This is a genomic window from Rhodoferax sp. (assembly GCF_028688795.1).
In the GTDB taxonomy this organism is placed as follows: Bacteria; Pseudomonadota; Gammaproteobacteria; order Burkholderiales; family Burkholderiaceae_C; genus Rhodoferax.
The window spans coordinates 118,517-131,190 of sequence record NZ_JAQTXM010000008.1 but is presented as its reverse complement, the minus strand read 5'-3'; the positions used below and the strand labels follow the sequence as shown (position 1 = coordinate 131,190).

The window sequence follows — 12,674 nt, the reverse complement described above, 5'->3', positions numbered from 1 at the left end:
CTCCGGAATGGGTTTAAGACGGTGTGTAGGCCAGCCGCACGTAAATGGGTGCAAAAGCTTCGGCCTGGGTAATTTCAATCAAGGTTTCTTTGGCAAGTTCCAGCAGGGCAATGAAGGTCACCACCAGCACGGCAGCGCCTTTTTCTGCGTTGAACAGGGCTTCAAACTCGACGAAGCGTTTGCCCTGCAGTCTTTTCAACACCATGGTCATGTGTTCTCGCACCGACAGCTCTTCGCGGGTGATCTTGTGCCGTTGCACCAGTTTGGCACGTTTCAGAATGGCTTGCCACGCGTCTTGCAGCTCGCTCACGCTGACATCCGGAAACCTTGGTTGCAGCGCTTGCTCGATATAAACCTCGGCGTGCAAAAAATCCCGACCCAGCTGGGGCAGGTTGTTGAGTCGGGCGGCCGCCAGTTTCATTTGTTCGTATTCCAGCAGGCGGCGCACCAACTCGGCGCGCGGGTCATCGGCCTCCTGGCCGTCAGCCACGTGCTTGGGTGGCAGCAGCATGCGTGACTTGATCTCGATCAGCATGGCCGCCATCAGCAGGTATTCGGCCGCCAGCTCAAGATTACGATGGCGAATTTCTTCCACATAGCTCAAATACTGGCGCGTCAGCCCTGCCATGGGAATGTCGAGAATATTGAAGTTTTGTTTGCGGATCAGGTAGAGCAACAAATCCAGCGGTCCTTCAAAGGCCTCCAGAAATACCTCCAGCGCATCTGGCGGGATGTACAAGTCCTGTGGCATGGCAAACAGCGGTTCACCATACAGACGCGCCACGGCGACCTGGTCGACCACGGTAGGCGTACTGGGCAAGTTCTGGTGTTTGCTGCTGACCAGCGTGGCTGCGTCAACCATGTCGCTCTGAAAAAACTATCGAATAAATAGCAGTAGATGCTTATTTATAAAAAGCTAGAGGCTGAAACGACTATTCATCGCTTTCGGTCTGGTAGACGTAGGGCTTTTGGCTGACTTGCGCCGCACGGTACTCGGCCCAGGCTTCACGGTCGACCGGTTTGTCCCAAAGCAATTCACGCCCTTGGCGCTGTTTCGCCTCCAGCTCAGGGTCTTTGGCTTTCAGTTCGTCGATGAACTGGGTGGCAACGGATTGGTACTGGGGACGGTAGAAGATGTTCATGGTGTGACCTTTTGGGCTATTTTAGCCCGGCATCTCAGGCCGCCACAAAGGGTCTTGGATCCGGTCTGATGGATTTCTTGAGGGTGTAATATTGCCGCCGCTCACCAGCATCAAACCCACCCCCCTAGACCCATGAACAGCTTCATCCATCCCGCCACCTGGGTCCATCTGGATTGGGTGTTGGTCGTGGTGGTGGCGTGGCTTCTGATCGGTTTCCTGGGCATCGCCGCCCTGCGGCGTTTTCGTTTTGTGGCCGTTGTGCTTTTCCCGGCAGGTGCGGTTTTTTCGCTGCTGTTGATGGCCGTGGCCTTGAGCGCTGTGTTCAGCAGCCCTGAAACTGCTGTGTTGCCGTTGGGTTTGCCACAGTTGCCCTTTCATTTGCGTCTTGACAGCTTGTCGGCGTACTTTTTGCTGCTCATTGGTGGCGTGGCAGCAGGCGTCTCGGCCTTTGCCGCTGGGTATTTTCGCCAGGGCGAAGGCACGCCGCCCGGCTTGATTTGCCTGGAGTACCACGTGTTTCTGGCCAGCATCGCCATGGTGGTGTTGGCTGACGATGCCTATGTGTTCATGGTGGTGTGGGAAACCATGGCGTTTTCCTCGTTCTTTTTGGTGCTGGCCAACCACCGCATTCCCGAGATTCGCAACGCTGGCTACATCTACATGCTGGTCGCGCACATCGGTGCGCTGGGTATCTTGCTGTGTTTTGGCCTGTTGCAGGCCAACACCGGGGACTACACCTTTGCCAACATGCGTCAGCAACACCTGACACCTTTCTGGGGCTCGGTGGCCTTCTGTCTGGCGGTGTTCGGTTTTGGCGCCAAGGCAGGTCTGCTGCCCCTGCATGTCTGGCTGCCCGAGGCGCACCCGGCCGCGCCTTCACCCTTTTCCGCCTTGATGAGTGGCGTGATGCTCAAGATCGCGCTGTATGGCATTTTGCGGGTGGGGTTTGATTTGCTGCAAGAGCAAATCTGGTGGTGGGGCGTGTTGCTGATGGCCATTGGCCTGGCCACGGCTTTGTTTGGCGTGGTGTTCTCCACCGTGCAGGTTGAGATGAAACGCCTGCTGGCTTATTCGTCGATTGAGAACATTGGCCTGATTTGTGCCGGCATGGGTTTGTCGCTGTTGTTTTTTGCGTATGGCATGAAAGCTTTGTCGGCGCTGGCGCTCACCGCAGCCATGTACCACATGCTGGCGCACGCATTTTTCAAGAGCCTGCTGTTTTGCAGCACCGGTGCGGTGATGCACGCCACTGGCGAGCGTAGTCTGGGCAAGCTGGGTGGGTTGATGCGCACCATGCCCTGGGTGGCCTGGCCCACGCTGATTGGCGTGCTGGCGTGTGCCGGGTTGCCGCCGTTTGGTGGCTTTGTGGCTGAATGGTTGCTGTTGCAAAGTTTTTTGTTCACCACGGGTCTGCCCAGTTCTTTTCTGGACATGCTGGTGCCAGTGATGGCGGCGCTGATTGCGCTGATTGCTGCGCTTTCAGGCTTCACCATGGTCAAGTACTACGGTGTGATTTTTCTTGGGCAGCCACGTGAAGAAAAATTACAACATGCGCATGACGCCGGGCGCTGGGAGCGCCTGGGCATGGTGTGGCTGGTGATCGGTTGTGTGGGCTTGGGCCTGTTCCCCAACCAGGTGATTGCCTTGATTGACCCGACGACCCAACTGCTGGTGGGGGCTGGTTTGGCGCACACGGTGGCCGACAGTGGCTGGCTGCTGGTGCCGGTGAGCATTGAGCGGGCCAGCTACGCGCCTGCCATCTTTTTACTTGGCGTGTTGGCCAGTTTCACGCTGGTCTTCCTTTTGGTGCGCAAGCTCTACCACGGCCGCATGCGCCGGGTGCCACCTTGGGACTGCGGCTACCCCTGGCAAACCGCCCGCATGCAGGACACGGCAGAGGGATTTGGGCAGCCGATCCGGCAGATTTTTGAGCCATTTTTCCGGATGACGCGCAAGCTACCCTCGGCGTTTGATGAGCATCCCAGCTACAAGGTCAGCGTGGAAGACCCGCTGTGGTACTGGTTGTATTTACCGGTGGCCCATCTGGTGGAGCGGGTGTCCAAGATCATTGGTCTGTTGCAGCAGGGGCGTATTGCGGTTTACCTGATGTACAGCTTTGTGACCCTGATCGTGGTGTTGCTGGTGGTGAAGCGATGAGTCTGCTGGGCGTCTTTTCGCAACTGCTGGCGCTGATCACGGCCTTGGTGTTGGCCCCTTTGCTCACGGGCTGGATCAACCAGTGGCGTGCTCGGCTGCAAAATAAATCAGCGCCGGGCTTGTTGCAACCCTACCGCATGCTGCACAAGCTTTTCAACAAAGAATCTGTGATGGCCGAGCACGCGTCGCAGCTTTACCGAACCGCACCCTATGTGATCTTCAGTTGCATGCTGCTGGCCAGCGCCATCATTCCGACGATCTCTACCGATCTTCCACTGTCGCCTGCCGCCGATGCCATCGCGCTGGTGGGTTTGTTTGCCCTGGCCCGGGTGTTCATCTCGCTGGCAGCAATGGACGTGGGCACGGCGTTTGGGTCTTTGGGCGCGCGCCGCGAAATGCTGGTGGGGTTTTTGGCCGAGCCAGCGTTGTTGATGGTGCTGTTTTGCGCCTCGATGATCACCCGCTCGACCTCGCTGACTGCCATTGTGGAAACGCTGGCGCACCGTGAGTTGGCCATTTACCCCAGCATGTTGCTGGCCGGTGTGGCATTCACCATGGTGTCGCTGGCCGAAAATGCCCGCGTGCCGGTGGACAACCCCGACACCCATCTGGAGCTCACCATGATTCACGAGGCGCTCATTCTGGAGTATTCAGCGCGTCACCTGGCGCTGTTGGAGTGGGCGGCGAGCCTGAAACTCTTTGCCTATTCCTGCATCGGGCTGGCGCTGTTTTTCCCGTGGGGTGTGGCAGAGGCCAATTCGCCGCTGGCTTTGCTGCTGGCTCTGCCAGTGTTGGCGCTCAAATTGGCGGTGGGTGGCGTGGTGTTGGCTGTGATTGAAACCCTGAGCGCCAAGATGCGGATTTTTCGCGTACCTGAGTTCTTGGGTACAGCTTTCCTGATTGCCGTGATTGGTTTGTTGGTCAACGTCTTGCTGGGGGTGGCATGATCAAATTTGCACCGCAGCTGATCAACCTGTTTGCCACCCTGATTCTGTTGCTGTCCTTTGCCATGATTTCGCAGCGGCGCATTGTCTCGCTGGTCAACCTGTTCATGATCCAGGGGGCTGCACTGGTGGCCACGTCTTTTTTGATCGGGTATGCGACGAACCAGCCGGATCTGTACATTTCAGGAGGCTTGACGCTGCTGCTCAAGGTGGTGTTGATCCCATGGATGCTGCACCGCATGATCCGCAAGCTCAATGTGCGCTGGGACATTGAGACCCTGCTCAACATACCCACCACCATGTTGGTCGGTATTGCGCTGGTGATCTTCTCCTTCAGTCTGGCACTGCCGATTTCACGACTGTCAGACTCGATTGCAGGCGGCTCTTTGGGGATTGCACTGGCCTGCGTGTTTTTGTCATTCATGATGATGATCACGCGCTCCAAGGCGATCCCGCAAGTGATCGGGTTCTTGTCGATGGAAAACGGACTGATCTTTGCCGCCACCGCTGTGACCAATGGCATGCCGATGATTGTCGAGTTTGGCATTGCGCTGGACGTGTTGGTGGGTGTGTTGATCTTGGGTGTGTTCATGTTTCAGATTCGCGAAAAGTTTGACAGTCTGGACATTCATCACCTTGAAACGCTCAAGGAAGATTGAACATGAACGCCCTGTCTTTTGTCCTGGGTGCACCGTTGCTGGGCGGAGTGGTGCTGGCCTTGACTGGGCACCGTTCCTATGCCCGTGACATCAATGTGTTGTTCAGTTCGCTGACTTTTTTGGCAGCGTGTGTGCTCACCGCGCAGGTGGTTAACCAAGGGTCACAGCTGCTGTGGCATGACCAGTTTTTCATTGACCCGCTGAATGTCTTTATGGTCACGCTCACTGCTTTTGTGAGTTTGACCACGGCCATTTTTTCGCGCCCCTACATGCGCGTCGAGCAAGACCACGGCAAGATGACACCCCCGCGCATGCGCCTGTACCACAGCATGTACCAGTTGTTCAGCTTCACCATGTTGCTGGGCTTTACCACCAACAACCTCGGGATCATTTGGGTGGCGATGGAAGCCGCCACCTTGACCACCGTGCTGTTGGTTAGCGTGTACCGCACGTCGGCCAGCCTGGAGGCGGCCTGGAAGTATTTCATCTTGTGTGGCGTAGGCATTGCGCAGGCCCTGTTTGGCACGATCTTGATGTACATGGCGGCCGACAAGGTGCTCGGCCCCGAGCACGCCACTTTGTTGTGGACCAGCCTGAACGACATCAAGGGCCAGCTGGACCCGACCATCGTCACCCTGGCGTTTGTGTTTTTGCTGATTGGTTATGGCACCAAGATTGGCTTGGTACCCCTGCACAGCTGGCTGCCCGATGCGCACGCTGAAGGCCCCACGCCGGTGTCGGCCGTGCTCTCGGGCTTGCTGCTCAATGTGGCCATGTACGCCGTGCTGCGCTGCAAGGTGCTGACCGATGGTGCACTAGGGACACCGATGGCGGGCCAGCTGATGATGGGTTTTGGCCTTCTGTCGGTGACGGTGGCGGCATTTTTTCTGTCGCGCCAAAAAGATGTCAAGCGCATGTTTTCCTACTCCAGCATTGAGCACATGGGCCTGATCACGTTTGCCTTTGGCATGGGTGGCCCAGTGGCCAACTTTGCGGGTTTGCTGCACATGACGGTGCATTCGCTGGTGAAATCCGCCATCTTTTTCACCGTGGGCCATGCGACACAAAAAGCCGGCACCCAGGTCATGAGTGAGATTCGTGGACTGATCAAGGTGAATCCTACCGTCGGCTGGGGCCTGATGCTGGGCGTGATGGCCATTTTGGGCATGCCGCCGTTTGGCGTGTTTGCCAGCGAGTTCTTGATTTTGACCACCGCCATGCGGGAGCAGCCTTGGGCGGCGCCTTTCCTGTTTCTGGCCTTGGGCGTGGCGTTCGCGTCCATCCTGATTCGTGTCTTGCCCATGGTATTTGGCGACACCACGCTGAAAGCTTTGTTGCACCCGCCGGCCTTGGTTCCGGTGTTTTTGCACCTGGCGTTGGCGCTGGTGCTGGGGCTTTATATTCCGCCTTATCTGAACGGCTGGTACGTGCAGGCGGCAAGCCTGTTGGGGGGCTAAGACCATGCAAATTCCCGGACTTGACCTTGAATTTGATGCATTGCCCGCGCCCGTGCCGATCTGGCACGCTCTGGTGACGCCGCAACAATGGCAAAGTGTTGCCACCGCCGTGCGTGACGAAGGTGGCCGCCTGCTGGCGCTTTGGGCCGGGCCGATGGGCCAGGGCGGGCATGACGATTTGGCGCAAGAGCCGGCTTGCATGTGCGCCGCCTATGTCACGCTGGAGGGTACTTTCTGGTTGTCCCTGCCTCTGATGGAAAAAGCCGGGCAGCTGGTCTACCCGGATATCTCCACCATATTTTTGCCCGCAGCGCGCATGCAGCGAGCGGCCGCTGATTTGTCAGGGGTGCAGGCCCAGGGTGCACAAGATGTGCGCCCGTGGCTCAACCACGGCGCCTGGCCGGTTGACCATTTCCCGCTGCAACAAAACCCGCAACAGCTGCCGGCAGTGGCACCGACGGCGTTGCAAAACTACCCATTTGTGCATGTGGATGGCGATGGCGTGCACGAGATCGCCGTCGGCCCAGTGCACGCCGGCATCATCGAGCCGGGTCATTTCAGGTTTTCTGTGGTCGGTGAAAAAGTGCTGCGGCTGGAGCAGCGCCTGGGCTACACCCACAAAGGCATCGAGCAGCGCATGACCCAGTTGCCGCCCATGGAGGCGCATCGTTTGGCCGGACGGGTGTCTGGGGACAGCACCGTGGCCTACGCCTGGGCTTATTGCATGGCGCTTGAGTCGGCCTGTGGCTGCGTGATTCCGACGCGGGCCGCCTGGTTGCGCGCCTTGCTGGCGGAGCGTGAGCGCATTGCCAACCACTTGGGAGATTTGGGCGCCATTGGCAACGACGCCGCGTTTGCCTTTGCGCTGGCACAGTTCTCCAGGCTGAAGGAAGACTGGCTGCGTCTGCATGCGCAGGTGTTTGGTCACCGCTGGTTGATGGACCTCATCGTGCCGGGCGGTGTGGCATGTGATCTTGACCGTGCACAACGCGATCTGCTGTCGAACCAATGTGATGTGATCGAGACTGAGGTTAGAAGGCTTTTTGACATCTTTGAATCCCATGCCGGCTTGCAAGACCGTTTGATGACCACCGGGCGTGTGCTGCCCGAACTGGCCTCGCGTTTGGGCCTGACTGGCCTGGCCGGGCGCGCCAGCAGCCAAACCTGGGATGTGCGCTGTGACCACCCGTTTGTGCCCTATGACACGCTGACCGTGGCCATGGCGACCCACCACAATGGCGATGTCTCAGCACGGGTGTTGGTGCGTTTTGACGAAGTGTTTGAGTCCTTGCGCTTGATCCGGCTCATGCTGCGCGACCTGCCGGTGGGCGACATTCACGCGCCGCTTGCCTTGCCGAAAAAGCCCAGCCGCGGTGCCGGTTGGGTTGAAGGCTGGCGTGGTGAATTGTTTGTGGCCCTGGAACTGGGGGGCGAAGATCAAAACCACCGAATTCAGCGTTGCCACCTGCATGACCCCTCCTGGCAAAACTGGCCGGTGCTGGAGCACGCCATCATGAACAACATCGTGGCCGACTTTCCCATCATCAACAAGTCGTTCAACCTGAGCTATTCGGGGCAAGACCTATGATTTGGAAAGTTGTTCATCAGATCGTCAAGACCGGTGTGTGCACGGAGCCCGCGCCTGACATTGGTGAGGCGGCGCAGGTAGAGGCCGCGCGTATTCAAGCCGAGTTGCTGGACATTTTGGGCCAGGCCCTGACCATTCGCGAGGTGGATGCAGGCTCCTGCAATGGCTGCGAGCTTGAAATCAACGCACTCGGCAACCCTTACTACAACCTGGAAGGTCTGGGCATCAAGTTTGTCGCCAGCCCGCGCCATGCCGACATGTTATTGGTGACCGGCCCGGTCTCGCGCAACATGGAAACTGCCTTGAGGCGCACATTTGAGGCCACGCCGGAACCCAAGCTGGTGGTCGCAGTAGGCGACTGCGCGTGTGACGGTGGCATTTTTGGTGAGAGCTACGCCACCTGCGGGCGTGTGTCAAACGTCATTCCGGTGGATGAAGTCATCTCTGGTTGCCCTCCACCACCGCTGGCCATTTTGCGTGGCATTCTGAAGGCGGTGCGGCGGCGGGTGGTGTAGTCGAGCCGACGGAGGTCCTGAGAGATAAAACGAGTCTTTTATAGCAGTTTTTGTGAATCGGAGGTGTCCTGTCGAGGAGGTTAATCCTGCGCCGATGAACTGAAGCTAAAAACCCCGCCAAAGCGGGGTTTTTAGTGCATACGCTGAAATTACTTGCGGCGAGCGGCCACCAAGCCAACAAGTCCAAGTCCAAGCAGGGCGAGCGAAGTAGGCTCTGGGACTTCTTGGCGGGTGTTGTTCAGTGTGACTGAGGCTGAGTGGCTTTGATTGTTCGCACTTAGGTTATCAATAAACTGAAGCGTGACGCCATTCGAATCCTTAAACGAGATGTCGTAGATATCACGAAAGCTGCAGCAGTCGGTGCGCCCGAAAATATTGAAAGACAACAGTTCCTGCACAGTGCTGAACGTAATGGTTAGCGTCTCCGTAGGGCTGAGCGAATCAGAATGGAAAATGCTGGGATAACTGCCCAAGGTGCTGCCATCAATTGCTTTGGCCGCAACCGCCAAGCCACCGGTGTATACCCCGGTGTCTGTAGCCACGCCACCATTGGCGCTCGCAGCCACATTGACGTTTGCCCCATTGAAAGCCCTGAATTCTGCAACCTGCAGCCATCCGTCCGATGCCGCGGCATTGTTGATCTGAACGGATTTGACGCCAACCAACCCGGCACTGGCGCCAGATGCAAAGCCAAGGGTCAAGGCTAAGGCTGAAAGAATGTGGTTAAGTTTCATTTGATTGGACTCAAAGATAAATGAATTGAAGATGTAGAAACCAAAGCAAAATCCAGGCCAATTTATTTTTGTCATGAAATAGTGATAATAATCAATAAGTTATGAAAAATTTCAGTTTGTCGATGGAAAATTATCTGTTGCCCTGTCAACTTTTCCGACACTTCTTTTCGAAACTAATGGAGGGTCGTGAATTGCCCGCGATAGCGAGCAAGCAGACTAGCGCAATTGCTTGCTCCGTGATCGCAGGGTGCGCCACATGGTTGTTGCCACGCGTCTCAAGAAACCCCGCCGCCATCATGCAATTCACTAAGGACTTGTCATGCTAAATGAATTGGTAGTATTATTTTCGGATGAGTCAAACTTATGGTATCGAATCACCTCAATCGCACATACGGACCCTTCATCGCAGGCCTGTGCGTTACCTTGTTGTGATTGATTCGGGCGGGTCTATGATTGCTCGGCTGTTACTGGAGACGCGCGAGATGGTGAACGAGATGGATGCAGCAGTGGAAGAAGTCGCTTCAATGACTGCTGGTTTGATTCCAGTTGTAGGTGCGATGGGCTCCGAATGGGATGCCGCTTTGGCGGGGCACAACCTTGCTGAGCGGGCAGATGCAAAGGTCTACACACTCGCCGTTTGACCATATCGGTAGAACTTCGAACTGACCGTCCGGTCCTTGTCTCGAACTGTTCAGCAGACGACAAAAGCCATGGCCCAAGGTGAATGAAACCGTGGCAAGTCGCAGAGTCTCAGCGGAAATAATTGACTTCGCCGATCGACGTGAAAAATTGCAGGCTGTCTCGACGCGCACTGATGAAGAAAAAAACAGCTGTTCAGCTGCCCAAAAAGTAGCCGGTTAAGCGGTTTCAACTGAACTGGCACCTCCGAATTCTTCCAGTGCTACCTCATGACATTTTCCGTCACGTTGCGCAGCGAGATCGACGATGACACCGTCAATCTCGTTATCCGCCTGCATCTTGCGCAGCCACCCCAGTATCTCTGGCAAAGGCACGGGCTCGCAATTGCAATTTACGCCGCAATCCCCAACAAATCCATGATGCCGCTGATGAAGGTGAGCGGGTGTGCCGGGCAGCCGGGTACGAAAAGACTGGGCGGGTAGTTGTCCAGAAACTCTCGCTGTAGCGCGTTACTTTCGGCAAACACGCCACCAGAAATTGCGCAGGCGCCCACGGCAATCACCAGTTTGGGTTCAGGGATGGCATCCCAGGCGATTTGCAGGGCGGCCATCATGTTGCGGTTGAGCACACCTGTCAGCACGATGCCGTCGGCATGGCGCGGGCTGGCGACCATGTCGATGCCGTAGCGGCCGATGTCAAAGTTCACATTGCCCCAGGCGTTGACCTCCATCTCGCAGCCGTTGCAACCGCCGGCCGAGACCGAGCGCAGTTTCAGGGAGCGGCCAAAGCGTTTTTTCAGGGCGTCGGACACCTGAATCGGGTCGATGTTGGGGCGAGCCGCTGTCACCACCAAGGCTTCGCGGGTGGTGGTGCTCAGTTTGACGTCGTTGTTAAAGCTGAGTTTCTGACTGGGGCACACGGACGCACAGTCGCCGCATATCACGCAGCGCCCCAGGTCGATGGCCACCGGGTCTGCGCCAGCGATGTTGAGCGCCACTGCATTTGATGGGCAGACCTCGGCGCAGGCAACGCAACCTGGCGTGCAAGCGGTCTGCGCAATCACCGGCTTGCCACGAAAACCACCCGGCTGGGCGGCATACAGGTCAGGGATGTACTGCGTGCCCTGAGACTTGCGGACGGCGATGCTTTTGAACATGGGTGAGGTGGGGGTGAGGTAAGGGTGAGTTGGTCGTACGGGCTTTCAGTCTTACAGGTCGTTGCCGCAATATGAGAGGTCAAAACTCTTGTTGCAAATGGGGAAGTCTGAAATTTGCTGATTGCGCAGCGAAAACGCCAGGCCGAACCAGTTGGCGGCTGAGGGGTCTTGCACCTTGGCGTGGATCAGCTGGCCTGCGGCATCGGTTTCCAGTGCCACCATCACCGGGCCACGTACGCCTTCGACCAGTGACACGCACAGCGTGTTTGGCTGCAGCGCCCAGCTTACGGTGCCGGCCGACCCACCTTGCTGTGGGAACGGTGGCGGGGTGTCCTTGAGGTTCAGCGCCGTGTCGGCCAGCAGGTCGATTAGCCATTGTGTGCTGGCCTCAGCTTCCAGCATGCGTTGGCTCATGCGCGCCCAGCAGTCGCCACTGGCTTGCTCCGCTGGTTTGCGCGGCTGCATGGGCTGTTGTATCGGTTGCACTGGCTGAACTGGGTAATGACCATACAGGTTGCCGGCCAGCGCGTGGCGCAAGTCCAGCCCCAGGCCGCTGGCACGCGCCACCACACCGGTCAAGCCCAAATCACGAGCTGCTTGGGCGCTGACCGTGCCCACGCCACGAAGCCGGGCTTGTGCGCTGCGGCTGCTGCAAATCAAGGCGTTAACCTGCACAAAATCAGGAAGAAACGCGCGCAGCGTGGCGAGCAAGTCCTGGCGCAGTTCATCTCCAATCGGCGCCGCCGCACCCGGGCGAATCCAGCCACGGCCAAAGCGGTTGCCGCAGACGCGTTGGCTGGCATTGATGATGGCGGTGCGCAGCCGCCCGTAGGTGGCGGCGGGCTGCAGGTAGGCCATGTCGGTGGCAAGGCCGTTCAATGTGCCCAAGTGCATGGCGAGGCGCTCAAGCTCTAAACCGATAGCACGTGACGCAATGGTTGTGATGGCTACAGTCTGATTTGCCATATATTCCAGGGCGCTGTTGAAGGCCCAGGCATAGGCCAGCACCGAATCGCCCACGATGGACTCCACCAGCGGCGTGAGCCGCTCAGGCGATCTTTTCAGCAGCAGGGCTTCCACCCCCCGGTGCTGGTAGCCGAGCTGAATTTCCAGATGGTGCACCTGCTCGCCATGGCACATGAAGCGAAAGTGCCCCGGCTCGATCACGCCGGCATGGATGGGGCCGACACCCACTTCATGCACCTCAGCCCCACGCACCTTGAAAAACGGGTAATCAGCCATCAGTCCCTGTCGTGCACCTTCAAAACGCACGGGTTTCAGCCAAGGGTGGCCTTGTGGCACCAAGCCGGTTTGCTCCCAAAGTTCACGCTCGAAAATTTGCGCAGCAGGGAAACTGGCGGTCAGACTGGGGTAGTTTTGCCCCGGTGCGGCATAGGCGCGCAGTACCTGCAGCGCCTGACCGGGCGGCAACAACACGGCCGTCACCATCACACCTGGGGGTTCATCAGGCAGGGCCTTGCGGCCAAACAGAGAAATTAATAAGAAATTAGCCTCTAGCCCTTTTGCTATTTGCGTAAGTAGCTCTGAAAGTGAGAGCGTTTCTTGCGCACTCAGGTCACAGTGCGCCAGTGGCTGCAAATGGTTGGCGGGCGGCGCCAGGCTTGTTGCAGGGGTGGCGTTCACATTCTGGGGCAGGGCGAGGGTCACGGCGTTAGTCATCAA

The 12,674-nt window shown here is 57.7% G+C and carries 12 protein-coding genes; 7 read left to right on the top strand and 5 right to left on the bottom strand.

Translation table 11 applies throughout. The features are described 5' to 3' along the window. Positions 1 to 13: 13 nt before the first annotated feature. Both PHQ58_RS08275 and PHQ58_RS08270 read right to left on the bottom strand, forming a co-directional pair. Positions 14 to 862, bottom strand: coding sequence for a ScpA family protein (locus tag PHQ58_RS08275; protein WP_300109665.1), 849 nt, complete (start codon positions 860 to 862; stop codon positions 14 to 16). Positions 863 to 932: 70 nt separating this feature from the next. Beyond that, on the bottom strand, positions 933 to 1,142 hold the full coding sequence (locus PHQ58_RS08270) for a DUF3460 family protein (RefSeq protein WP_300109662.1): 210 nt from the start codon (positions 1,140 to 1,142) through the stop codon (positions 933 to 935). A gap of 132 nt (positions 1,143 to 1,274) precedes the next feature. Between PHQ58_RS08270 and hyfB the strand changes: the two genes are divergently transcribed. The 6 genes from hyfB to PHQ58_RS08240 are packed head-to-tail and all read left to right on the top strand — an operon-like array spanning position 1,275 to position 8,462. Then, positions 1,275 to 3,299 (top strand): hydrogenase 4 subunit B, encoded by a 2,025-nt coding sequence (gene hyfB / locus PHQ58_RS08265; RefSeq protein ID WP_300109659.1) that lies wholly within the window; start codon positions 1,275 to 1,277, stop codon positions 3,297 to 3,299. After that, positions 3,296 to 4,246, top strand: a complete 951-nt coding sequence (locus PHQ58_RS08260; protein ID WP_300109656.1) for an NADH-quinone oxidoreductase subunit H — start codon at positions 3,296 to 3,298, stop codon at positions 4,244 to 4,246. Before hyfB ends, PHQ58_RS08260 begins: the two co-directional genes overlap by 4 nt. Further along, positions 4,243 to 4,902, top strand: a complete 660-nt coding sequence (locus PHQ58_RS08255; protein ID WP_300109653.1) for a formate hydrogenlyase — start codon at positions 4,243 to 4,245, stop codon at positions 4,900 to 4,902. The genes PHQ58_RS08260 and PHQ58_RS08255 overlap by 4 nt, the downstream gene beginning before the upstream one ends. Positions 4,903 to 4,904: 2 nt before the next feature. Beyond that, positions 4,905 to 6,359 carry a hydrogenase 4 subunit F gene (locus PHQ58_RS08250; RefSeq protein ID WP_300109650.1) on the top strand — a complete coding sequence of 485 codons (1,455 nt, stop codon included), beginning with the start codon at positions 4,905 to 4,907 and terminating at the stop codon, positions 6,357 to 6,359. Positions 6,360 to 6,363: 4 nt separating this feature from the next. Next, positions 6,364 to 7,947 (top strand): NADH-quinone oxidoreductase subunit C, encoded by a 1,584-nt coding sequence (locus PHQ58_RS08245; protein ID WP_300109647.1) that lies wholly within the window; start codon positions 6,364 to 6,366, stop codon positions 7,945 to 7,947. Further along, entirely contained in the window at positions 7,947 to 8,462 is a 516-nt protein-coding gene (locus PHQ58_RS08240) for a formate hydrogenlyase (protein WP_300109750.1), read from the top strand. The genes PHQ58_RS08245 and PHQ58_RS08240 overlap by 1 nt, the downstream gene beginning before the upstream one ends. 149 nt (positions 8,463 to 8,611) lie before the next feature. On the opposite strand, the gene PHQ58_RS08235 is transcribed toward PHQ58_RS08240, so the two are convergent. Further along, the gene (locus PHQ58_RS08235; protein ID WP_300109644.1) at positions 8,612 to 9,271 is read right to left on the bottom strand and encodes a PEP-CTERM sorting domain-containing protein; all 660 of its coding nucleotides are present in this window, start codon (positions 9,269 to 9,271) and stop codon (positions 8,612 to 8,614) included. A gap of 374 nt (positions 9,272 to 9,645) precedes the next feature. Between PHQ58_RS08235 and PHQ58_RS08230 the strand changes: the two genes are divergently transcribed. Then, positions 9,646 to 9,837 carry a hypothetical protein gene (locus PHQ58_RS08230; RefSeq protein WP_300109639.1) on the top strand — a complete coding sequence of 64 codons (192 nt, stop codon included), beginning with the start codon at positions 9,646 to 9,648 and terminating at the stop codon, positions 9,835 to 9,837. A gap of 389 nt (positions 9,838 to 10,226) precedes the next feature. Here the strand turns inward: PHQ58_RS08230 and PHQ58_RS08225 are convergent, their stop codons facing one another. Continuing rightward, positions 10,227 to 10,991, bottom strand: coding sequence for a 4Fe-4S dicluster domain-containing protein (locus PHQ58_RS08225; protein WP_300109635.1), 765 nt, complete (start codon positions 10,989 to 10,991; stop codon positions 10,227 to 10,229). A gap of 51 nt (positions 10,992 to 11,042) precedes the next feature. After that, positions 11,043 to 12,671 (bottom strand): NADH-quinone oxidoreductase subunit C, encoded by a 1,629-nt coding sequence (locus tag PHQ58_RS08220; RefSeq protein ID WP_300109632.1) that lies wholly within the window; start codon positions 12,669 to 12,671, stop codon positions 11,043 to 11,045. Positions 12,672 to 12,674 lie beyond the last annotated feature (3 nt).

Bases quoted from the DNA above. Each gene is read 5' to 3' on its own strand.
- PHQ58_RS08275 (WP_300109665.1), bottom strand. From the start codon at position 862: ATGGTTGACGCAGCCACGCTGGTCAGCAGCAAACACCAGAACTTGCCC.
- PHQ58_RS08270 (WP_300109662.1), bottom strand. From the start codon at position 1,142: ATGAACATCTTCTACCGTCCCCAGTACCAATCCGTTGCCACCCAGTTC.
- hyfB (WP_300109659.1), top strand. From the start codon at position 1,275: ATGAACAGCTTCATCCATCCCGCCACCTGGGTCCATCTGGATTGGGTG.
- PHQ58_RS08260 (WP_300109656.1), top strand. From the start codon at position 3,296: ATGAGTCTGCTGGGCGTCTTTTCGCAACTGCTGGCGCTGATCACGGCC.
- PHQ58_RS08255 (WP_300109653.1), top strand. From the start codon at position 4,243: ATGATCAAATTTGCACCGCAGCTGATCAACCTGTTTGCCACCCTGATT.
- PHQ58_RS08250 (WP_300109650.1), top strand. From the start codon at position 4,905: ATGAACGCCCTGTCTTTTGTCCTGGGTGCACCGTTGCTGGGCGGAGTG.
- PHQ58_RS08245 (WP_300109647.1), top strand. From the start codon at position 6,364: ATGCAAATTCCCGGACTTGACCTTGAATTTGATGCATTGCCCGCGCCC.
- PHQ58_RS08235 (WP_300109644.1), bottom strand. From the start codon at position 9,271: ATGACAAAAATAAATTGGCCTGGATTTTGCTTTGGTTTCTACATCTTC.
- PHQ58_RS08230 (WP_300109639.1), top strand. From the start codon at position 9,646: ATGATTGCTCGGCTGTTACTGGAGACGCGCGAGATGGTGAACGAGATG.
- PHQ58_RS08225 (WP_300109635.1), bottom strand. From the start codon at position 10,991: ATGTTCAAAAGCATCGCCGTCCGCAAGTCTCAGGGCACGCAGTACATC.
- PHQ58_RS08220 (WP_300109632.1), bottom strand. From the start codon at position 12,671: ATGACTAACGCCGTGACCCTCGCCCTGCCCCAGAATGTGAACGCCACC.